This window comes from Pseudomonas khavaziana, from assembly GCF_036704165.1.
Taxonomy (GTDB): Bacteria; Pseudomonadota; Gammaproteobacteria; order Pseudomonadales; family Pseudomonadaceae; genus Aquipseudomonas; species Aquipseudomonas khavaziana.
Window position 1 is genome coordinate 2,963,951 of the sequence record NZ_CP129946.1, and the last position, 21,751, is coordinate 2,985,701.

Below are 21,751 nucleotides of genomic sequence, written 5' to 3' on the forward strand. Positions count from 1 at the left end.
AGCAAGCCCCCTCCCACAGGGGAGTGCGGTGTGCTCAAAATGTGGGAGGGGGCTTGCTCCCGATGAGGCCTTCAAATCAACCACAGCTTCATCAGCCCGCCCCCGGTACATTCGGCCAAAGATCCGCCACCAGAAACAGCCGCTCGGCTTCCTCCCACTCCTCACCGCTCTGCACCATCCGCACCAGCAACTGCGCCGGGGCCATCGGGTCCAGGTCCGCCAGCCAGCCTTGCATCTGTTCTTCACTCCATACTTCACTCGCCGGGTAATGCGCCGGTGCCAACCAGGCATGGCGGGGCAGGGGTTGCCAGCGGCCGGCCGGGGTGGTGCTGACAAAGTCCCGCCAGTCGCGTTGATGCAACCAGCGCCCACGCAAATGCTGGGGGTGAGCGCCAAGGGGGGATTGCGCCGCGCCGGGCCACGGGTAGAGCAGATAACCGCCCAGCCACAAATGCGCATCGAACCGTTGGATGTCCAGCGCCGCCAAGGCTTCGCGGCTCTCTGCCCGCGCCGAGATCGGCAGCTGGTGCTGGGCCAGATGAGCGAGCTTGCGGTCCAGTCGGTCATGACACCCCGGGCCGAGCCACTGCGCGGTATCCTGGCCATCTCCGTCCTGGGGGCCCAGGTAGAGCTTGATCGCCAGTTCCAGGTGGTGCACACCATCGCGGTCGCGCAGCAGCATGTCCAGCTCGCCCAGGGTATGCCCGGCGCGGCGGATCGGCAGGTTGGCGGCCAGCAACTCCACGCCCGGTGCATGCTGCACCGCGAACTGCCACAAGCGTTCGTAGTAGAGGCCCAGGCGCCGCGTGCGTGACAGGCTCAGCCACTGCTGCAAGGCACTGCTGTCGCGGTCCAGGTCACGCAGCCAGGCTTCGAGCAGGTGGGGCGCCTGCACCCAGTCACTGCCGGCCAACGGATGGCGCTGCGGCCATGGCGTCTGCGCCAGCATCGGCGGGGCGAGTATCACCCACGCCAGGTCGCGCACCTCGGGGTGGCGCAATTGACGGGGCAGGGCGTGCAAGTCAGGGAACACTGTCATGGTCCGAGCATAGCCTTTTCAGACGTGCGCAAGGTGCCTGAGAACCATTGTCATCAAGGCTCTGCGGCGACAAAGGATTTTGCCTGAGACGGCCTTTCGCCCATAATCGTTCTTTTTGGCCGCACCCCACACCCCGCAGGAGCCCCATGGAGCAATTTCGCAATATCGGCATTATCGGTCGCCTGGGCAGTACCCAGGTGTTGGACACCGTCCGCCGACTGAAGAAGTTTCTGCTCGAGCGCCACCTGCATGTGATCCTCGAAGACACCATCGCTGAAATCCTCCCAGGCCACGGCCTGCAGACCTCGTCGCGCAAGATGCTCGGCGAAGTCTGCGACATGGTCATTGTGGTCGGCGGCGATGGCAGTCTGCTCGGCGCCGCGCGTGCGCTGGCGCGGCATAACGTGCCGGTGCTGGGGATCAACCGCGGCAGCCTGGGGTTTCTGACCGATATCCGCCCCGATGAATTGGAAGTCGAAGTGGCCAAGGTGCTCGACGGCCATTACCTGGTGGAGAACCGCTTCCTGCTGCAAGCTGAAGTGCGCCGCCACGGCGAGGCCATTGGCCAGGGCGATGCCCTTAACGATGTAGTGCTGCACCCGGGCAAGTCCACGCGGATGATCGAGTTCGAGTTGTACATCGACGGCCAGTTCGTGTGCAGCCAGAAGGCCGACGGCCTGATCGTCGCCACCCCCACCGGCTCGACCGCCTACGCGCTGTCGGCAGGTGGCCCGATCATGCATCCCAAGCTCGATGCCATTGTGATCGTGCCGATGTACCCCCATATGTTGTCCAGCAGACCGATTGTGGTCGATGGCAACAGTGAGCTGAAAATCGTGGTGTCCAAAGACATGCAGATTTACCCGCAAGTCTCCTGCGACGGGCAGAACCATTTCACCTGCGCCCCCGGTGACACCATCACCGTGAGCAAGAAGGCACAGAAGTTGCGCTTGATCCACCCGCTGGATCACAACTACTACGAAGTGTGCCGTACCAAGTTGGGCTGGGGCAGCCGCTTGGGGGGTGGAGGCGACTGATGCTCGATCCCGCGCGTAGTTATGACCTGATTGGTGACGTGCACGGTTGCGCTCATACCCTTGAGCACTTGCTCGACCAATTGGGTTACCACAAGCAGGGCGGCACCTGGCGCCACCCGTCACGCATGGCGGTGTTCCTCGGCGATATCATCGACCGTGGCCCGCGCATCCGCGAGGCGCTGCATATCGTCCACGATATGACCGAGGCCGGTCAGGCGCTGTGTATCATGGGCAACCATGAGTTCAATGCGCTGGGCTGGACCACTCCGGCTCCACCTGGCAGCGGCAAGCAGTTCGTGCGCGAGCACAACCCACGGCATGCGCGCTTGATCCAAGAGACCCTGACTCAATTCGAACACCATCCGGCCGACTGGCACGATTTCCTCGGCTGGTTCTACGACATGCCGCTGTTTGTCGATGCCGGGCGCTTTCGCGTGGTGCATGCATGCTGGGACGACGGCTTTATCCAGCCGCTGCGTGCGACCTTCCCGGATGGCTGTATCGACCAGCACTTCCTGCAGGCCGCCGCCGTACCGGGCAGTTTCGCCTGCAACGCTTTCGACCGGCTGTTGCGCGGTACCGATATGCGCCTGCCCGACGGCTTGACCCTGACCGGTGGCGATGGCCTGACGCGCTCGTTCTTTCGCACCAAGTTCTGGGAAGACGACCCCAAGACCTACGGCGACATCGTGTTCCAGCCCGACGCTTTGCCGGAGCCGGTGGCGCGCACGCCGTTGTCTTCCAAGCAAAAGAATTCGTTGCTGCGCTACGGTGCCGATGAGCCGCTGTTGTTCGTCGGCCACTACTGGCGCAGCGGCAAACCGGCGCCGATCCGCCCGAACCTGGCCTGCCTGGACTACAGCGCGGTGCTGTACGGCAAGCTGGTGGCGTATCGACTGGACCAGGAAACCCAGCTGGATCCGCGTAAATTCGTATGGGTCGACGTTGAGCGACCAGAGGCCATTCCATGAGTACCGTAGCTGTATTGCGCCTGCCCCTGAGCGTCGACCTGGGTGGTTTCGTCAAGTTGCTGCAACGCATGCAAGTGCCCCACCGCGTCAGTGAAGAGGCGGGCGAGCAAGTGTTGTGGGTGCCCGAAACCATCAGCGATGACGTGCGCGTGCTGTATCAGCGCTTCCCCGCCGGCGACCCGGACCAGCAGTTGGACATTCCGGAACAGGCACCGATTGCTCGGCCAAGCTTCGTCCAGCAAGTACGCCATAGCCCGGTCACCGCCCTGGTGCTGCTGGCCAGCCTTATCGTTGGTGCCGTGACCCTGCTCGGCGAAAACCTGCAAACCATGGCCTGGCTGACCTTTCTGCCGTTCCGGGTGCTGGGCGAGTACATCCAGTTCACGCCGCTTGCCGACACGCTGGCTTCGGGGCAGTGGTGGCGCCTGGTCACGCCGATGTTGATTCACTTCGGCATCCTGCACCTGGCCATGAACGGCATGTGGTACTGGGAACTGGGCCGGCGCATTGAAGCGCGCCAGGGCAGTATCAACCTGCTGGGCCTGACCCTGTTGTTCAGCCTGGTCTCTAACTACGCTCAATATGCCTATGGCGGGCCCGGCCTGTTTGGCGGTTTGTCCGGCGTGCTGTATGGCCTGCTCGGGCATTGTTGGATCTTTCAATTATTGTCACCCAACCCCGCCTATCGCCTGCCCCGTGGGGTGCTGGTGATGATGCTGGTGTGGCTGCTGCTTTGCCTGTCGGGGCTGGTCTCGATGATCGGCTTCGGCGAAATCGCCAACGCGGCCCATGTGGGCGGCTTGGTCATCGGTTGCCTGACGGGTTTGCTCGGTGGTTTGTACAACCGCCGCAAAGCGTCCATTTGATAAGGAAGAGCCTTATGTCCTCTTTTGCTGCAATGATCGAAAACATCACTCCGGACATCTACGAGAGCCTCAAGCTCGCCGTGGAAATCGGCAAATGGTCTGACGGCCGCAAGCTCACCGCCGAGCAGCGCGAGCTGTCCTTGCAGGCGGTGATCGCCTGGGAAATCCAGAACCTGCCCGAAGAGCAGCGCACCGGCTACATGGGCCCGCAGGAATGCGCCTCCAAGTCGGCGCCGGTGCCGAATATCCTGTTCAAGTCGGATGCGATCCATTGATTGAGATTGGTCGCGGTGCAGTCAGCAAAATGTCGGCGCAACTCGGTGAGCCGACCGTTCAATACGCCTTTCGCCTGGGTGATGTCGAGGTACCGGTCAACCCCTTGATCGGCACCCACGTGCGGCTGGAGTATCTCGGCGCCATTCATTGCAGCCACTGCGGGCGCAAGACCAAGACCAGCTTCAGCCAGGGCTATTGCTACCCGTGCATGACCAAGCTGGCTCAGTGCGACCTGTGCATCATGAGCCCCGAGCGTTGCCATTACGACGCGGGCACCTGCCGTGATCCCGGCTGGGGCGAAACGTTCTGCATGACCGACCATGTGGTATACCTGGCCAATTCGTCGGGGATCAAGGTCGGCATTACTCGCGCTACTCAATTGCCCACCCGCTGGCTGGACCAGGGTGCCAGCCAGGCATTGCCGATCATGCGCGTGTCGACGCGCCAGCAGTCCGGTTTTGTCGAAGACTTGTTTCGCAGCCAGGTGGCCGACAAGACCAACTGGCGCGCCTTGCTCAAGGGCGACGCGCAATCGGTGGACCTCAAGCAGGTGCGCGATGAGCTGTTCGCCTCCTGCGCCGAAGGCTTGCTGGGTTTGCAGGAACGCTTTGGCCTGCAAGCCATCCAAACCATTGCCGACATTGAGCCGATTGAAATCCGCTACCCGGTCGAGCAGTATCCGACCAAGATCGTCAGCTTCAACCTGGACAAGAATCCGATTGCCGAAGGCACGCTGCTGGGGATCAAGGGCCAGTACCTGATCTTCGACACCGGCGTTATCAATATTCGTAAATACACGGCCTACCAGCTCGCCGTGCATCAGTAGAAGGATCCCAAGCATGCGCACCGAACAACCGAAGATGATCTACCTTAAGGACTATCAGGCGCCGGACTACCTGATCGACGAGACGCACCTGACCTTCGAGTTGTTCGAGGACCACAGTCTGGTCCACGCGCAATTGGTGATGCGCCGCAACCCCGAGCGCGGCGCCGGTTTGCCGCCATTGGTACTCGACGGCCAGCAACTTGAGCTGTTGAGCGTGAACCTGGCTGACCAGGAACTGACGGACGCTGACTACCAACTGACCGACAGCCACCTGACCGTGCAGCCCAAGAGTGCAACCTTCGCCCTCGACACCACCGTCAAGATCCACCCGGAAACCAACACTGCGCTGGAAGGGCTGTACAAATCCGGCAGCATGTTCTGCACCCAGTGCGAAGCCGAAGGCTTCCGCAAGATCACTTACTACCTCGACCGTCCGGACGTGATGAGCGTCTTCACCACCACAGTGATCGCCGAGCAGCACAGCTACCCGGTGTTGCTGTCCAACGGCAACCCGATTGCCAGCGGCCCTGGCGAAGACGGCCGGCATTGGGCGACCTGGGAAGACCCGTTCAAGAAGCCGGCCTACCTTTTTGCTCTGGTGGCCGGTGACCTGTGGTGCGTGGAAGACAGCTTCACCACCATGACCAACCGTGAAGTAGCGCTGCGCATCTACGTCGAACCGGAAAACATCGACAAATGCCAGCACGCCATGACCAGCCTGAAAAAATCCATGCGCTGGGACGAAGAAACCTACGGCCGCGAGTACGACCTCGACATCTTCATGATCGTGGCGGTCAACGACTTCAACATGGGCGCCATGGAGAACAAGGGTCTCAATATCTTCAACTCCAGCGCCGTGCTGGCTCGCGCCGAAACCGCTACCGACGCCGCTCACCAGCGGGTCGAGGCCATCGTCGCCCACGAGTACTTCCACAACTGGTCGGGCAACCGCGTGACCTGCCGCGACTGGTTCCAGCTGTCGCTCAAGGAAGGCTTCACCGTGTTCCGTGACTCGCGTTTCTCCGCCGACATGAACTCGGCCACGGTCAAGCGTATCCAGGATGTGGCCTACCTGCGTACCCACCAGTTCGCCGAAGACGCCGGGCCCATGGCCCACGCGGTGCGCCCGGACAGCTTTATCGAGATCTCCAACTTCTACACCCTGACCGTGTACGAAAAGGGCTCGGAAGTAGTCGGCATGCTCCACACCTTGCTCGGTGCCGACGGTTTCCGCAAAGGCAGTGACCTGTACTTCGAACGCCATGACGGTCAGGCCGTGACTTGCGATGACTTCATCAAGGCCATGGAAGATGCCAATGGTGCCGACCTCAGCCAGTTCAAACGCTGGTACAGCCAGGCCGGTACGCCACGTCTGGCGGTCAGCGAGTCGTATGACGCTGCGGCCAGGACCTACAGCCTGACTTTCCGCCAGAGCTGCCCGGCTACTCCGGACAAGGTTGAGAAGCTGCCGTTCGTGATTCCGGTGGCACTCGGCTTGCTGGACGGGCAGGGCGCGGGTATTGCCTTGCGCCTGGCCGGTGAGACGACGGCTGGCGGCACGTCCCGGGTTATCTCGGTGACTGAAGCCGAGCAGACCTTCACCTTCGTCGACATCGCCGAAAAACCCCTGCCTTCGCTGCTGCGTGGCTTCTCGGCGCCGGTGAAGCTGAGCTTCCCTTACGACCGCGACCAACTGATGTTCCTGATGCAGCACGACAGCGACGGCTTCAACCGTTGGGATGCCGGCCAGCAACTGTCGGTGCAGGTGCTGCAGGAACTGATCGGCCAGCAACAGGCGGGTCAGCCGCTGAAGCTTGATCAACGCTTGATCGATGCCCTGCGCACGGTGCTGAGCGACGAAACCCTCGACCAGGCCATGGTTGCGGAAATGCTCTCGCTGCCGAGCGAAGCCTACCTGGCGGAAATCAGCGAGGTGGCGGATGTGGATGCCATTCACGCCGCCCGTGAGTATGCCCGCAAGCAATTGGCCGACAACCTGTTCGAAGGATTGTGGTTGCGTTACCAGGCCAACCGCGACCTGTCCCGGCAAACGCCGTACGTGGCGGAGGCCGAGCACTTTGCCCGTCGTGCCTTGCAGAACATCGCGTTGTCCTACCTGATGCTCAGCGGCAAGCCCGAAGTGCTGGCGGCCACCCTGGATCAGTTTGACACCAGTGACAACATGACCGAGCGCCTGACCGCCCTGGCGGTACTGGTGAACTCGCCGTTCGAGGCGGAAAAAGCCCAGGCCCTGGCGGTGTTTGCCGAGAACTTCAAGGACAACCCGTTGGTGATGGACCAGTGGTTCAGCGTCCAGGCCGGCAGCACCTTGCCGGGCGGGCTGGCACGGGTCAAGGCGCTGATGGAACATCCTGCGTTCACCATCAAGAACCCGAACAAGGTGCGTGCCCTGATCGGCGCATTTGCCGGGCAGAACCTGATCAACTTCCATGCGGCGGACGGTTCGGGTTATCGCTTCCTGGCGGACCTGGTGATCCAGCTCAACACCCTGAACCCGCAGATTGCCTCCCGCCAACTGGCGCCTCTGACGCGCTGGCGCAAATACGACAGCGCACGGCAGGCGCTGATGAAAGCGGAGTTGGAGCGCATTCTCGCGTCCGGTGAGCTGTCCAGCGACGTGTTCGAGGTGGTCAGCAAGAGCCTGGCGTAAGTTGGGGGCAGGGTGATTGCCGGCGGCTATTGAGCGGGCGGTCTTCAATCCAAATGTAAGGGGGGCTTGGTTCCGCAGGGGCCTTACAGTCGACTGCTATCTAACTGGCGCCCTGATCCAATGTGGGAGGGGCGGTGCGACGATTCGACTTGCCCCCGATGGCGGCCTGACAGCCGACCAGGATGTTGGATTAGGCCGAGTACATATCCATTGCTGCGGTAACGGCCACTTAAGGTTCCGCTTTTACAGCGGGTCACTTTGGAAAAGAGCCCCAAAGTAACCAAAGGGCTCTTGCCCCACCACTCGGCACCTCGCTTAGGCTCGGTGTGCCCGTAATCCGACAGGGATTTGGGGGGCCGCCGCCACGCGCCATCCATGGCGCGGGGCGGCTAAACCGGCATCCCTGCCGGTTTGCCCCCCAAATCCCTGTCGAATTCCGGCCAGCGTGGTTTAACGGGGCGCCTAAGATCAAAAGCAGGTCAAGATCAAGAGCGGCTCGCTGCGCATCGTGGTTACCAAGGTCGCTATCGAGCCCGTACTACTGACATTTGCTGACAGGAGCCTCTGCTAAGCTGCTGCACCTCTATCCCCAGTTCTGGTGACATCAACGTGTCGCGCACCACTCGTCTATTAACGTTGCTCCAGGCCCTGCGGGGCAGAAAACGCCCGGTCACCGCCGCCATTCTCGCGGCGCAACTGGAAGTCTCGGAACGCACGCTGTACCGCGATATCGCTGAATTGACCGCCCTGGGCGCGCCGATTTTTGGCGAGGCCGGGGTCGGCTATGTATTGCGCAGCGGCCTGTTTCTGCCGCCCCTGATGCTCAACGCCGAAGAGACCGAAGCGGTCGTGCTGGGCTTGCGTTATGTAGACCAGCGCGGCGATGACGTATTGAGTCGCGCCGCCGCCAACGCCCTGGCGAAGATCGCTGATGTACTGGACCCTGCGGCTCAAGAGGCGTTGCGTAACCCGACGCTGCTCCCTGGACCTCCCGGCTTCGGTTACCCGGAAAACCGCGTCCCGCTCAACGTGTTCCGCGATGCTATTGGCCATCAGGCCAAGCTGCATATCAGCTACGCCGACGCCAGCCAAATCCAGAGCCAACGCCTTATCTGGCCGCTGGCCCTGGGCTTTCTCAATGAGGCGCGGGTGATCGTGGCGTGGTGCGAGTTGCGCGGTGCCTATCGCACCTTTCGCACCGACCGCGTGGCCAGCGCCGATGCCCAGGGTGAGCGTTACCCCGGAAGGCGCAGCGACCTGTTGCGAGGCTGGCGCAAGCTGATGGAGCAGCAAGAGTCCGCGCCGTTTACTCCTGACAAAAACTGACACACCCGTGGCTTAGCATGGCGTCACAAATCATCCAGGCAAGGAGTTGTGCCATGTCTTTTCCCGAGTTGGCCCCGGCCATCGTGGCTTATATTGCAGCAACCAATACCGGCGACATCACCGCGATCCCCCAGTGTTTCGCTGACGATGCCAATGTATTCGATGAAGGCGAACATCAGGTGGGTACGGCCGCCATTGCACGCTGGATGGAAGATACCGGCCGCCGCTACCAGCCACGGGTCGAGGTGCTCAGCGTGCAGCAACGCACCGGCAAAGTGCTGGTCAGCAATATCGTCTCCGGTAATTTCCCCGGCAGTCCGCTGGAGCTGCGCTACACCTTTCGGCTGAACGAACAGGGCAAGATTTCACGGCTGGATATCTGCGCGTAAGTCATACTGGCACGCATGACTTTCGACTCGCCGCTCGCCGCTTACCAACATGCCATCGCCCAGCAAGGTTTCGTCCCTGACGATGCCCAGCAGCAGGCGGTGCGGGCCCTGCAAGCCTGTCACGAAACCTTGCACCAAGGCCGTTCGCCGATTGCCGGGATTTACCTGTGGGGGCCGGTAGGCCGCGGCAAGACCTGGCTGATGGACCAGTTCTACCAAAGCCTGCGTGTGCCTGCGCGGCGCCAGCATTTTCATCACTTCATGGGGTGGGTTCACCAACGTTTGTTCCAGCTCACGGGAACCCAGGATCCGTTGCAGGCGTTGGCCCGGGAGTTGAGCCGGGAGGTGCGGGTGCTGTGCTTCGATGAGCTGTTTGTGAATGACATCGGTGACGCGATCATCCTCGGCCGCCTGTTCCAGGTGATGTTCGAGGAGGGCGTGGTGATGGTGTGCACCTCCAACCAGCCGCCCGACCAGCTGTACGCCGATGGCTTCAATCGCGAGCGTTTCCTGCCGGGCATCGTTGCACTCCAGCGGCACATGCAGGTGGTGGCAGTGGACGGAGGCGAGGACCATCGCTTGCATCCCGGTGCGGGCATGCAGCGATACTGGGTGAACCAACCCGCTGCGCTGGCTGCGGTGTTCAAGCAATTAAGCCTGGGCCAGCGTGTGGTCAGCGGGGCAGTGAGCGTAGGTCACCGTTCCATTGTGGCTGTACAGGCCAGTGACAGGGTGCTCTGGTGTCGTTATGCCGAACTGTGCGAGCAACCCCTGGCCGCCATGGACTTCATGCTGTTGTGTGACCGCTACCAGGCCATCCTGTTGGGCGACGTTCCCAACCTCAGCGCACAACAGCGTGCGGGGCGGATTGCCCGTGGCACCGAGGATGGAGCCGAGCGCGTGGCGGCGGGGGACCGCGAATTGCCGCAGTTGTCGGTGCACGATGACAGCGTGCGGCGCTTTATCGCGTTGGTGGACGAATGCTACGACCGTAAGGTGCCGCTCTTTATCGACGCCGCGGTGCCATTGGATAGCCTTTACACCGAAGGCTACCTGGAATTTCCTTTCCGTCGCACCCTGAGCCGTTTGCAGGCAATGCAGTTGCAGCGCTTCGCTGCCTAGGAAAAATCGTCGTTTCAGGGGTGATTGCGGGTTTTGATGTGTTCAACCTTCGCGATTTCTGTCGGGCATTTGTAGTTAATCTCCTTCATCTGTTGCCGACTCCGCGCTTACAATCGCAGCTCTCAAAGGGAAACGAATCCCTGGTTGTCGTTATCGAGGAAGGAAATGGACACCCCAGACATCCTGGTGCTGCAAGCCAGCTACACCAACGCCGTGCATGCCGATGCCATCGGCCTGTTGCTCAATCACTATGCTGAAGATCCGATGGGCGGCGGCTACACCTTGGCGGCTGATCTTTTGCAGCAGTTGCCTGCCGAGTTGGCCAAGCGCCCACACGCGTTCAGCGTACTGGCGTTTGTCGGTGGCGAGCCGGCGGGGTTGGTCAATTGTTTTGAAGGTTTCTCAACCTTTGCCTGCCGCCCGTTGGTCAACGTCCACGACGTGGTAGTGATGGATAGGTTTCGTGGCTTGGGGTTGAGTCAGAAAATGCTGCAGAAGGTCGAGGAAATCGCTCGGCAGCGCGGCTGCTGCAAAATCACCCTGGAAGTGCTTGAAGGTAATGAACTGGCACAGTCGGCGTACCGAAAGTATGGTTTCGATGATTCAGTTTTTGATCCGGATCATGGGCGTATGTTGTTCTGGAGCAAGTCGCTTTAATAAGTACCGTGCAAAAAAAAGGGCGCCATTAAATGGCGCCCAATGCACTTTGCCAACGGAGCAGGATGGCGCAGGGTGTTGCAGATTAAATAAACATTAAATCAACTGTTCGGTTGTTCCTCGTTGACGGTGTCGACCTTCAACGTCTTGCCGTCGGCGGAAGCCATTCGCTGCTCAGCTGCGCCATGAGTTTGTTGCTGAATGAAGCTGAAGTTCTGGTAAAACTCCTTTGAGCGCTCTGAACCGCCCTCTGCAAAGGCCGCGGCGGAGGTCAGTGTCATCAGGCTGGCAATCATCAAGGTTGAGAGTTTCATCGCAGTATTCCCATTAAGAGTGATAGGTGTCTGGCCGTTCCTTGATCAGAATCATGGAGCGACTATGGCCGTATCGTATTAAGTGGGAGTTAACGCAAAGTGCCTGCGAAGTTAACACTTTCGTTAACTTCGCAGGCACTTTGCGGGGCAGCGTTCAAAGACGCCAGGGGATGAAGAACGTCAGGCCAGGACGAGAATGATTGTATCGTTCTGTCGCCTGACCCAGGTTTACTTCAGTACCACTTCACTGCTATCGACCTTCTTCGGCTTGATCAGGCTGAAGTCGATCAACGCCTTCTGCTTGGTTTCGTAAGGGTTGCCGATCAACAATGGACGCGGTTTGAAGCTGTCGCTGACCAGGCTCTTGCTATGGTCCAGCTCGTCAAAACTCAAGCCGGCCATGTCGGCCCAGGTGTGGATCAGCTGTGAGCTGCTGTAAGGCCGCTGCAGGTCTGCGGCGAAGCTCCAGTCGTGGCTTTCGCGCCACTTCGGTGAGGCGTAGGCCATGAACGGGATAGTGTACATCGGCGCAGTCGGCTTGCCTTCGTTGCGGCCCAGGGTGTCGTGGCCGGCAGAATCGAACACGTCTTCGCCATGGTCCGAGAGGTAAAGCAGGAAACCGTTGGGGTCGGTCTTGGCGTAGTCCTTGATCAGGCTGGAGACCACGAAGTCGTTGTACAGCACGGCGTTGTCGTAGCTGTTGTACGTCGGCAACTGCGCATCGCTGACACCCGCGGGCACGCCCTGGCGGTCAGTGAACTTGTCGAAGGTCGGCGGGTAGCGGTACTGATAACTCATGTGAGTGCCCAGCAGGTGTACCACGATGAACTTGCGCTCAGCGGTATCGGCCAGAGCCTTGGAGAACGGCGCCAGCACATCGCCGTCGTACTGACGGGCGTTCTGGTTGCGGTTGTTGTTCAAGTACACCTGCTCGTCAGCCTGTTCGGAAAAGGTCGTGAGCATGGTGTTGCGCTTGGTCATGGTCTGCTGGTTGGTGATCCAGAAGGTCTTGTAACCAGCCTGCTTCATTACGCTGACAATCGACGGTGTCTTGAGGTACAGGTCCGGGTTTTCTTCGTCGGCAAAGGTCAGCACCTGTTGCAGCGCTTCAATAGTGTAGGGGCGCGGGGTGATGACGTTATCGAACACGGCCAGTTGGTCGCGCAGCTTGTCCAGTTCCGGCGTGGTATTGCGCGGGTAACCGTAGAGGCTCATGCGCTGGCGGTTGGTGGACTCGCCGATCACCAGCACCAGAGTGGACGGCTGGCCGGCCATGCTGTCCTTGAGGTTCTTCAATGGCGGGATCTGGCTGGCACTGGTCAGCATGCCTTGCATATTGTCCAACTGTTCGGTGTAGCGACGGTAGGCGACGATCATCTGCCAAGGCACTGCCGGTTCGATACGGGTCTCGAAACGGTCGATGGCCAATTCCATGGTTTCGCTGGTAGCGATCTGCTTGACCAGCGGGTAGCCCACAACAGCCAGGACGATGGCCACCGCTGCCACGATCGACTGGCCGCGCGGCAGGTACACAGGGCGCAGGCGTGTCCAGAGGAAAATGGCGAAGGCGGTGTGGGCAATAAATGCCAGCACGATCCACCAGGCAAAATATTGGGTCGCGTATTCGCCGGCTTCAGAGATGTTCGATTCGAACATGATGAAGATGACGCTCTGGGAAAATTCCTGCTGGTAAATGAAGAAATAACCCAGGCTCGCCATGGAGCAGGCCCACAGCACCACGCCGATCAGGGCGGCGAGCAAACGCGTACGGCGCGGGAACAGCAACATCGGTGCCAGCCACAGCGCACTCATGAAGAAGGCTTGGCGGAAACCACTGAAACCGGAGGTACCGGTCAATTGGATAAGAAGCTGGGTGATACCCGAGAAGTACCAGAAAAACAGGAATAGCCAACCCAGGCCGGCCCAATCAAAACCTTTCGCAGTCGTCGTGCTGCGTTTGAACATCGCCATCCAGCGCCCCATCAGAGAATGATTGTCGCGCACAGGCGCGCGACATCGGGCCGCTCAGGAAGTGAGCGGCATCGCGGGCGGGAGTATCGGGATAGGTGTGTGAAAACTTTGTGAGTTTTCTGTAAGTATTGCCTTACAAACTAACCAGAAGCGTTCAGCAGAGCGCAGGCTTGGCGTCAGACGGCAATTCGAGCTGGCTTTGAAGGTACGAGCGCAGGCGCAGGACTTCCTGCTGCAACTGATCACGCTCGTCTTTCAACTGACGCAATTCATCGCGGCGGATGCTGACGTAGAGGGTCTGTGGCGGGCGGGTCATCTGTGCTGTGCTCATTGCTTACCTCGCAAATAGCCGGTAGATCGCGGTGCCGGAACAGGTTTCCAGCAACAGTCGAGAGCAAGTTTGAATTCTTTTGCGAGACAAGGGAACTTTTTTATTTTTCGCGGTCGTGTGACTTTTCCGACGGTGATGGTGAAACGATGGCAATTTTTTTGTCATGAAACTACACGGATCCGCTCTGGACTAACCCTCATTAGCCTCATTGCGCTATAAACTATGTCACACATTTTTTAGCAGTTAGGAGCATCAGCACATGCAACTGGGGATTATCGGACTAGGCCGCATGGGCGGTAACATTGCGCGGCGCCTGATGCTCAATGGGCATACCACCGTTGTATACGACCGTAACGAAGCCTTTGTCAAAGGCCTGAGCGAAGAGGGCGCTACCGGCGTCGCCGACTTGAATGCCCTGGTGGCCGGCCTGCAAAAGCCACGTGCCGTCTGGGTGATGTTGCCAGCGGGCGCGCCCACTGAAGACACCATCAATGCGCTGAGCGAGCTACTGGAAGACGGCGATGTAATCATCGACGGCGGCAACACCAACTACAAGGACGACGTGCGTCGCGGCAAGGCCCTGGCGGAAAAGGGCCTGCACTATGTCGATGTCGGCACCTCGGGCGGCGTATGGGGCCTGGAGCGTGGCTACTGCATGATGATCGGTGGCGACGTCGAGACCGTGCAGCGCCTTGATCCGATCTTCAAGAGCCTGGCACCGGGCCTGGGCAACATCCCGCGCACCAAGGACCGTTCGCCCTCTGCCGACCCGCGTGCCGAGCACGGTTATATCCATGCCGGCCCAGCGGGCTCCGGTCACTTCGTCAAGATGATCCATAACGGCATCGAGTACGGAATGATGCAGGCGTTTGCCGAAGGTTTTGACATCCTCAAGACCAAGAACTCGGAAAACCTGCCGGAAGACCAGCGTTTCGACCTCAACGTTGCCGATATCGCCGAAGTCTGGCGCCGTGGCAGCGTGGTCTCGTCCTGGCTGCTGGACCTGACCGCCGACGCCCTGGCCACCGATCCGAAGCTCGATGGCTACTCCGGTTCCGTGGCCGACAGCGGTGAAGGTCGCTGGACCATCGAAGCGGCCATGGAACAGGCGGTGCCGGTGCCGGTGCTGTCGACGTCGCTGTTTGCGCGTTTCCGTTCCCGCCAGCAGAGCACCTACGGTGACAAAATGCTGTCTGCCATGCGCTTCGGCTTTGGTGGCCATGTGGAGACTTCAAAAAAATGACCGCCAACGGCAAGAAACCCAAGGCCGAACCCGCTCCACCTACCACGTTGTTTCTGTTTGGCGCCCATGGCGACCTGGTCAAACGCCTGCTCATGCCGGCGCTGTATAACCTGAGCCGCGACGGGCTGCTGGGCGATGGCCTGCGCATTGTCGGCGTTGATCACAACGCCATCAGCGACGCCGACTTCGCCAAGAAGCTTGAGGACTTCATTCGCACCGAGGCCGCCAGCAAGGTGCGCGGCAATGCGGAAAATGCCCTCGACCCGGCGATGTGGGCAAAATTGGCCAAGGGCATCAGCTACGTCGAGGGCGACTTCCTCGACGACAGCACCTACGCGGATATCGCGCAGAAGATCGCCGACAGCGGCACCGCCAACGCGGTGTTCTACCTGGCCACGGCACCGCGCTTCTTCAGTGAAGTGGTGCAGCGCCTGGGCAGTGCCGGGCTGCTGAACGAAACGGATGAGGGCTTTCGGCGCGTGGTCATCGAGAAGCCGTTCGGCTCCGACCTGGCCACCGCCGAGGCGCTGAATGCGTGCCTGCTCAAGGTGATGAGCGAGAAGCAGATCTATCGCATCGACCATTACCTGGGCAAGGAAACGGTGCAGAACATCTTGATCAGCCGTTTCTCCAACGTGCTGTTCGAAGCGTTCTGGAACAACCACTACATCGACCACGTGCAAATCACCGCTGCCGAAACGGTCGGTGTGGAAACCCGGGGCAATTTCTTCGAGAAAACCGGCACCCTGCGCGACATGGTGCCCAATCACCTGTTCCAGTTGCTGGCGATGGTCGCCATGGAACCGCCGGCCGCCTTTGGCGCCGATGCGGTGCGTGGCGAGAAGGCCAAGGTGGTCGGTGCGATCCGCCCCTGGTCTTTGGAGGATGCCCGAGCCAACTCGGTTCGCGGTCAGTACACCGCCGGCGAAATCGCCGGCAAGGCGCTGCCAGGCTATCGCGAGGAAGCCAACGTTGCGCCTGACAGCAGCACCGAGACCTTCGTCGCCCTCAAGGTGATGATCGACAACTGGCGCTGGGTTGGCGTGCCGTTCTACCTGCGTACCGGCAAACGCATGAGCATTCGCGATACTGAGATCGTGATCTGCTTCAAGCACGCACCCTATGCACAGTTCCGCGACACCGAAGTCGATGAGCTCAAACCCACCTACCTGAAAATCCAGATCCAGCCGAACGAAGGCATGTGGTTCGACCTGCTGGCCAAGAAGCCTGGGCCGACCCTGGAGATGGCCAATATCGAGCTGGGTTTTGACTACAAGGATTTCTTCGAGATGCAACCGTCGACGGGGTACGAAACCCTGATCTACGACTGCATGACCGGCGACCAGACCTTGTTCCAGCGTGCCGACAATATCGAGAACGGTTGGCGTGCGGTGCAGCCATTCCTCGATGCCTGGAAGGAAGATGACGGCATCCAGGCGTACAAGGCCGGTGAAGATGGCCCCGCGGCGGCAGACGCGCTGCTGGCCCGTGATGGCCGCACCTGGCATAGCCTCGGATGAGTGACGCGGCGATTCATCCCATCCGATTTGTTCTCAGTGATGTGGACGGGACTTTATTGCATCCCGACCACAGCCTCAGCCAGCGGACCGCCGACGCGATTCGTGCGATGCGTGAAGCCGGTGTGCTATTCAGCCTGGCCAGCGGGCGTCCGCCCAAGGCCATGCTGCATCTGATCGAGACGTTTGGCATCGATGTGCCGGTGGCCGGTTTCAATGGCGGTACGCTGGTCAACCCCGATGGCAGCATCCTGGTTGCACACCATCTGCCCGCAGAGGCGGCGCTGGTCACCCTGGCGCTGTTTTCGGCCGAAGCGGACGTGGAAGTCTGGGTGTTTGCCGACGGCGACTGGCTGCGCCGTGACCCGCCGGGGCCGATGGTGCAGCGCGAAGCCGATGGCTTAGGATACGGGCCAGTGGTGGTGGAGAGTTTCGAGCCCTACCTGGATCGCGTCGACAAGATCGTAGCTGCCAGTAACAACACGCAGTTGCTGGTGGAGCTGGAGGCGCAATTGCAGCCGAAGGTGCAAGGGTTGGCCCAGGTGTCGCGTTCGCAACCGGTGTACCTGGACGTGACGGCGATGCTGGCCAATAAAGGCGAAGCCTTGAAGACCCTGGCAGCGCACCTTGGGGTGCCGCTTGAACAGACCGCAGCCATCGGCGACGGCGGTAATGACCCGGCGATGTTTCATGTGGCCGGTTTATCGATTGCCATGGGCCAAGCCGAAGAAACCGTCAAACGCCAGGCCAATGTGGTCACCGGCAGCAATATCGACGACGGTGCTGCCGAGGCGTTCGAACGGTTTATTCTCGCGGCACGTTAAACCTGAAGTCTCGCTGCACAACTTCCAGCCAATGTTTCCCAAGGGCTGGAAGTTGTTGTAGTGAATTACTTCGGCATTGCCCAGTGCTGCAACTGGTAGCCATCTTTATCGAGCTCGGCGCGAGCCTGCAACAACAGGTTTTCCAATTGCGCTGGATCGGTATAAGTCTTCGATGACAGCTGTTTGCTGCCGATACGGGTATTGGTACGGTCGATGACGCTCAGGCTGAGGGCGCCATTGCCATCGTGCCAGGCCACGCACTGGAAGGGTTGGAAGGCACGGTCTGCAATCAAAAGAGCTTCGTTGATGCGCAGCGGAGCGTTCATTTGGGTCTTCTCTCTGTATGCCCATTCAAGTGAGTACCGGCGGTTGGGCTGACCGTACGGTGGGTTACTTGTACTGATGCACGATGATGGGGTGCGGGTCACATGCTAGAGCAAGAAATTTTAACTTTCCCTGATTGACGTCATTTAAGCGCCTGTTTTGATAGCTGAATAAAAGTTTCGGCCGCCGGGAACTTGCGCGAGCTACATGGCTTTTTGCCCGCACTTATAGCGAAATGGTACAAGCCATGCGTCAATATCTTGCTAGGGTTACCGGCAGGCGCCACAAACCCTTGTTTATAAATAACTTTAATAAATCTGGCGCCAAGGAATCGTCATGCTTGTGACACCCGTCCAGCGTCGCTTGCTGGTGGTCGACCCCTGTGACGACTGCCACGACTTATTACCCGGCTTGCGCACGGCCGGCTGGGAAGTGGACAGTTGTGCCTTGCAGGCGGTAGGTGAGCGCTCCTGCGACGTGGGCCTGCTGCGCTTGCAGCCCAGCCATCTGGAGCGCCCCGAAGCGGTCAAGGAGTTGATTGGCCGTAGCGGCACCGAGTGGATTGCGGTCCTAAGCCCAGATGTATTACGCCTGCAGAACGTCGGTGATTTTGTCTGCGAATGGTTCTTTGACTTCCATACCTTGCCGTTCGATGTGGCCCGGGTCCAGGTGACCATCGGGCGTGCGTTTGGCATGGCGCGATTGCGTGGCAAGGGTTACGCGCCTGTGGATGAGCCCCACGAGCTGTTGGGCGATAGCCGCCCCATTCGCGAACTGCGCAAATTGTTGGCCAAGTTGGCCCCCACTGAATCCCCTGTGTTGATCCGCGGCGACAGCGGCACCGGTAAAGAGCTGGTAGCCAAGACCTTGCACCGCCAATCCCAACGGCACGCCAAACCCTTCGTGGCGATCAATTGCGGCGCCATCCCTGAACACCTGATCCAATCCGAACTGTTCGGCCACGAAAAAGGTGCGTTCACCGGCGCTCATCAGCGCAAGGTGGGGCGCATTGAGGCCGCCAACGGTGGCACGCTGTTCCTGGATGAAATCGGTGACCTACCGTTGGAGCTGCAAGCCAACCTTTTGCGTTTCCTGCAGGAAAAACACATTGAGCGCGTCGGTGGCAGTCAGCCGATCCCGGTGGATGTGCGGGTGCTTGCCGCGACCCATGTCAATCTTGAAGCTGCGGTGGAGACCGGCGCCTTTCGCGAAGACCTGTATTACCGCCTGAATGTCCTGCAAGTGGTCACCGCGCCTTTGCGCGAGCGCCATGGCGACGTGGCGATGCTGGCCAACCACTTTTCGCGTTTCTACAGTCGGGAAACCGGCCGGCGCCCGCGCAGTTTCAGCGAGCACGCGCTGGTGGCGATGGGGCAACACCCTTGGCCGGGCAATGTGCGCGAACTGGCCAACCGCGTGCGCCGCGGCCTGGTGTTGGCAGAAGGCCGCCAGATTGAAGCCGTGGATCTGGGGTTGCAAAGCCAGCAGGCCCTTTCGGCGCCGATGGCGACACTTGAAGATTACAAGCACCGCGCCGAGCGCCAGGCGCTGTGCGATGTGCTCGACCGGCACAGCGACAACCTGAGTGTCGCCGCCCGTGTGCTGGGCATTTCCCGGCCGACGTTCTACCGGTTGCTGCACAAACACCAGATTCGCTAGGGCGGGTTGTGGAAGGGCTCGCTCCCGATGGAGGTGTGTCAGCTATAGATAAGTGAATGACACACTGCTATCGGGGGCAAGCCCCCTCCCACATTTTGATATGTGTCAGTCTGCTGGGTTTGGTAGTTGCGAGCCGCCGCAAAGGTTCGGAAGTCTGGCGCGGCAGTGTTCAACTGAAGGAATGTTGCCCAAATGTGGGAGGGGGCTTGCCCCCGATAGCAGTGTGCCAGCCACTTACCTGCAGCTGAGCCACCGCTATCGGGGTGTAGTCAGAAGTAATACGGAAATTTCAGGCTGAACGTAAAGTCCGGTGCATCATCGGTCATGCCGATCGCCAGGTTCGGCACGATGGTCAGGTTATCCGAGGCGGCAATGGTCATGCCCACGTTGAAATAGCCCGCATTGGCATCGCTGGAGACCACTGATTGCCAGTCGCCGCCGTCCGGCTTGAGCTTGCTCTTACGCTGCACCAGGTCGGAGACCGAGAACGACATGCTCATCTTTTCGTTGAGCGCGAAGGCCACGCCGACACCGAACTGGAAGCTGTCGCCCAGGCGTACCTTGCCTCCGACCTTTTGATTGATGTCACTGCTGATGTCATCGAACGAGTCTTCAAAGTTGTGGGTATACGACAGCGAGCCAAACAACACTGCCGGGTCGAAGGTCTTGACCAGGGAAATGCCCGGTGTGACCGACCATACCCCGTTGCCCGTCGGCAGGCTTTCCGGCAGGTAGAGGTTGTCGTTGTTGGGCTGCCTGACCAGCTTGATGCCGAAAGGCTCTTTACCCGTGGGCGCCTTGACCCGTACAGACACCACCGCATCCGGCAAGGTCGGGGTTTCGTCGAGAAACTTGTAGGCCACGCCAAAGTTGACATCGCCAATGGTTGGGTCGCGGGTCACCGAGCCTTCCGAGGTGGCGGTGGCATCGTTGCCGGCGCCGGCCGACTGGTAGGTCGAGTCGCGGTACACCACCGGTACGTTCAGGTCGAACTGCCAACGGTTGTCAACGTTGTAGCGCCCGGTGAGGTCCAGGGTCCAGCTGTCGGACTTGATCCGGTCCAGGTTGATGTTGCCGAGGAAGATCGAGTCCAGTGCGAGGAAACCATTGAGGGTCAATTGGCGCGCGTCATAGCGGGCATAGGTGATGCCGGTTTCAACGCTGAACTTGCCGTTGCCGAAGAAGCCGCTGGCTTCGTTGTAGAGGTTGCTCACACTTTGCGCGGGGGCCGAGTCGTCCTTGAGGGACTGGCCGTAGGAACTGCCTGCACCACCTGAGGCGGCTGCGGCTCCAGCCCCCGAGGCCGCGACAGCGTTACCGCCATTCTTGAAGTCGGCAGGTGATTTGGCCAGGCGCCTGGGGGCGGGCGTCGCCGGTTGATCCTCGACTTGGCGCACACGTTGCTCCAGAACCGCCAAGGCTTTTTGCTGCACGTCATAACGTTGCTTGAGTTCCAGGAGTTCCTTCTTCAGGGTTTCGATGTCGGCGTCTGGCGCGGCATACAACAGGGATGCGGGCAAGAGCGTACTTAAACAAACCACCGCACGTAGCGATAACGATCGATGCATGAAATAAGCCGTCCTTTACTAATGCGTAAGTGTCGAAGGGTCAGCGTAGTTCAATAACCGAGCGTACGTAGGCCTTTGAGCTGATCCAAATTGCAATTCAACGCGGCGTTATTCAAGCCGTTATTGTTCATCACCACGTTGATCTGAGTGATATTTCTGACAAGGTTGGTATTGCCGGTCAGCACCGTTCCCTGCAGCACGTTGCCGCCGCCGATCTGCTGCAGGCTGCTGCCTTGGTTGTGGTTGGCCTGGATCGCCATCTGCACGCCGCCATTGTTGGCCGATACGCTGACGCGGCCCGCTGCGCTGTCACCGCTCACGGTACCGCCGGCCATCAGCACCTGTCCGGATTGGAGGTTGTTGGCGGGGGCACCGCCGTTCTCGACATTGATGCCGACATTGTTGTAGGCGGTGTTGCCATCGCCGGCCGTGCGCACACTTTGGGTCACGCCCTGGCCGCTGCCCAGGCCCGCCCCGCCGACCACGTTGCCGGTGCCGGTGGTTGGAGGCGCGCCGGTGCCGGCCGAACCGGTGGTTTGCACATAGAACTGCGGGGTGATAGTGGTCTTGTCGATCTGCATGTTCGCCGTGCCGGTGATGCTGTCACCGACGGCATTGGTCCAGGTGCTGCTCATGACGATGCCGAAGCTGATGATGCGCCCCGGCATCACATAGCGGCCACGCAGCTCGGCCATTTCCGCGTCCTTGAGTTCGATGGGCTTGAACCCCGATGACGCATAAGCGGGCATTGAGGCTGCCACGCACAACAGCGTCAGCCAACGGCGAGTATTCATCTGTGGCTCCTGGGGCGTCCTGCCCC

The 21,751-nt window shown here is 60.2% G+C and carries 21 protein-coding genes; 14 read left to right on the plus strand and 7 right to left on the minus strand.

Annotated features, from left to right (window positions below):
- Positions 1 to 91: 91 nt before the first annotated feature.
- Positions 92 to 1,039 (minus strand): DUF1853 family protein, encoded by a 948-nt coding sequence (locus QYQ93_RS13070; protein WP_338477140.1) that lies wholly within the window; start codon positions 1,037 to 1,039, stop codon positions 92 to 94.
- A gap of 146 nt (positions 1,040 to 1,185) precedes the next feature.
- Here QYQ93_RS13070 and QYQ93_RS13075 point away from each other — a divergent pair, with 146 nt between their 5' ends.
- From QYQ93_RS13075 to QYQ93_RS13120, 10 genes are all read left to right on the plus strand, one after another.
- The gene (locus QYQ93_RS13075; RefSeq protein WP_003217892.1) at positions 1,186 to 2,076 is read left to right on the plus strand and encodes an NAD(+) kinase; all 891 of its coding nucleotides are present in this window, start codon (positions 1,186 to 1,188) and stop codon (positions 2,074 to 2,076) included.
- A complete protein-coding gene (locus tag QYQ93_RS13080) occupies positions 2,073 to 3,047 on the plus strand; it encodes a metallophosphoesterase (protein ID WP_161796525.1) in 975 nt (324 codons plus the stop codon). Before QYQ93_RS13075 ends, QYQ93_RS13080 begins: the two co-directional genes overlap by 4 nt.
- The gene (locus QYQ93_RS13085; RefSeq protein ID WP_338477141.1) at positions 3,044 to 3,913 is read left to right on the plus strand and encodes a rhomboid family intramembrane serine protease; all 870 of its coding nucleotides are present in this window, start codon (positions 3,044 to 3,046) and stop codon (positions 3,911 to 3,913) included. The genes QYQ93_RS13080 and QYQ93_RS13085 overlap by 4 nt, the downstream gene beginning before the upstream one ends.
- Positions 3,914 to 3,927: 14 nt before the next feature.
- Complete coding sequence (locus QYQ93_RS13090; RefSeq protein ID WP_043051201.1) at positions 3,928 to 4,188, plus strand: YeaC family protein; 261 nt, start codon at positions 3,928 to 3,930, stop codon at positions 4,186 to 4,188.
- A complete protein-coding gene (locus QYQ93_RS13095) occupies positions 4,185 to 5,015 on the plus strand; it encodes a DUF2797 domain-containing protein (protein WP_338477142.1) in 831 nt (276 codons plus the stop codon). Before QYQ93_RS13090 ends, QYQ93_RS13095 begins: the two co-directional genes overlap by 4 nt.
- Positions 5,016 to 5,028: 13 nt before the next feature.
- Positions 5,029 to 7,686: an aminopeptidase N gene (gene pepN, locus QYQ93_RS13100; protein ID WP_338477143.1), complete on the plus strand. Its 2,658-nt coding sequence runs from the start codon at positions 5,029 to 5,031 to the stop codon at positions 7,684 to 7,686.
- Between the two features lie 609 nt (positions 7,687 to 8,295).
- On the plus strand, positions 8,296 to 9,012 hold the full coding sequence (locus QYQ93_RS13105) for a helix-turn-helix transcriptional regulator (RefSeq protein WP_043051617.1): 717 nt from the start codon (positions 8,296 to 8,298) through the stop codon (positions 9,010 to 9,012).
- A gap of 53 nt (positions 9,013 to 9,065) precedes the next feature.
- Positions 9,066 to 9,401: a nuclear transport factor 2 family protein gene (locus QYQ93_RS13110; RefSeq protein ID WP_043051616.1), complete on the plus strand. Its 336-nt coding sequence runs from the start codon at positions 9,066 to 9,068 to the stop codon at positions 9,399 to 9,401.
- 15 nt (positions 9,402 to 9,416) lie between these two features.
- A complete protein-coding gene (gene zapE, locus QYQ93_RS13115; protein WP_338477144.1) occupies positions 9,417 to 10,523 on the plus strand; it encodes a cell division protein ZapE in 1,107 nt (368 codons plus the stop codon).
- 165 nt (positions 10,524 to 10,688) lie between these two features.
- A complete protein-coding gene (locus QYQ93_RS13120) occupies positions 10,689 to 11,180 on the plus strand; it encodes a GNAT family N-acetyltransferase (RefSeq protein ID WP_338477145.1) in 492 nt (163 codons plus the stop codon).
- A gap of 101 nt (positions 11,181 to 11,281) precedes the next feature.
- Here the strand turns inward: QYQ93_RS13120 and QYQ93_RS13125 are convergent, their stop codons facing one another.
- The 3 genes from QYQ93_RS13125 to QYQ93_RS13135 all read right to left on the minus strand — a co-directional run bounded on the left by QYQ93_RS13125 (position 11,282) and on the right by QYQ93_RS13135 (position 13,796).
- The gene (locus QYQ93_RS13125; RefSeq protein WP_043051613.1) at positions 11,282 to 11,494 is read right to left on the minus strand and encodes a hypothetical protein; all 213 of its coding nucleotides are present in this window, start codon (positions 11,492 to 11,494) and stop codon (positions 11,282 to 11,284) included.
- 228 nt (positions 11,495 to 11,722) lie between these two features.
- The gene (locus QYQ93_RS13130; RefSeq protein WP_217882906.1) at positions 11,723 to 13,465 is read right to left on the minus strand and encodes a phosphoethanolamine transferase CptA; all 1,743 of its coding nucleotides are present in this window, start codon (positions 13,463 to 13,465) and stop codon (positions 11,723 to 11,725) included.
- A gap of 154 nt (positions 13,466 to 13,619) precedes the next feature.
- Positions 13,620 to 13,796, minus strand: coding sequence for a DUF6026 family protein (locus QYQ93_RS13135; RefSeq protein ID WP_156382907.1), 177 nt, complete (start codon positions 13,794 to 13,796; stop codon positions 13,620 to 13,622).
- A gap of 259 nt (positions 13,797 to 14,055) precedes the next feature.
- On the opposite strand from QYQ93_RS13135, the gene gnd reads away from it, so the two are divergent.
- Genes gnd through QYQ93_RS13150 form a run of 3 tightly spaced genes read left to right on the plus strand, consistent with a single transcriptional unit; the run spans position 14,056 to position 17,380 of the window.
- On the plus strand, positions 14,056 to 15,039 hold the full coding sequence (gene gnd, locus QYQ93_RS13140) for a phosphogluconate dehydrogenase (NAD(+)-dependent, decarboxylating) (protein WP_338477146.1): 984 nt from the start codon (positions 14,056 to 14,058) through the stop codon (positions 15,037 to 15,039).
- Positions 15,036 to 16,559, plus strand: a complete 1,524-nt coding sequence (gene zwf, locus QYQ93_RS13145; RefSeq protein WP_043051610.1) for a glucose-6-phosphate dehydrogenase — start codon at positions 15,036 to 15,038, stop codon at positions 16,557 to 16,559. Before gnd ends, zwf begins: the two co-directional genes overlap by 4 nt.
- The gene (locus QYQ93_RS13150) at positions 16,556 to 17,380 is read left to right on the plus strand and encodes a Cof-type HAD-IIB family hydrolase (RefSeq protein ID WP_043051609.1); all 825 of its coding nucleotides are present in this window, start codon (positions 16,556 to 16,558) and stop codon (positions 17,378 to 17,380) included. Before zwf ends, QYQ93_RS13150 begins: the two co-directional genes overlap by 4 nt.
- A 65-nt stretch (positions 17,381 to 17,445) precedes the next feature.
- On the opposite strand, the gene QYQ93_RS13155 is transcribed toward QYQ93_RS13150, so the two are convergent.
- Positions 17,446 to 17,706, minus strand: coding sequence for a hypothetical protein (locus tag QYQ93_RS13155; protein ID WP_043051608.1), 261 nt, complete (start codon positions 17,704 to 17,706; stop codon positions 17,446 to 17,448).
- A gap of 334 nt (positions 17,707 to 18,040) precedes the next feature.
- On the opposite strand from QYQ93_RS13155, the gene QYQ93_RS13160 reads away from it, so the two are divergent.
- Positions 18,041 to 19,363 carry a sigma-54 dependent transcriptional regulator gene (locus QYQ93_RS13160; protein WP_338477147.1) on the plus strand — a complete coding sequence of 441 codons (1,323 nt, stop codon included), beginning with the start codon at positions 18,041 to 18,043 and terminating at the stop codon, positions 19,361 to 19,363.
- A 269-nt stretch (positions 19,364 to 19,632) separates the two neighbouring features.
- Here QYQ93_RS13160 and QYQ93_RS13165 read toward each other — a convergent pair whose 3' ends face one another.
- Together QYQ93_RS13165 and QYQ93_RS13170 are read right to left on the minus strand one after the other, a co-directional pair.
- Complete coding sequence (locus QYQ93_RS13165; RefSeq protein WP_043050700.1) at positions 19,633 to 20,931, minus strand: autotransporter outer membrane beta-barrel domain-containing protein; 1,299 nt, start codon at positions 20,929 to 20,931, stop codon at positions 19,633 to 19,635.
- Positions 20,932 to 20,981: 50 nt separating this feature from the next.
- Positions 20,982 to 21,725, minus strand: a complete 744-nt coding sequence (locus tag QYQ93_RS13170) for a hypothetical protein (RefSeq protein WP_338477148.1) — start codon at positions 21,723 to 21,725, stop codon at positions 20,982 to 20,984.
- Between the last annotated feature and the right edge of the window lie 26 nt (positions 21,726 to 21,751).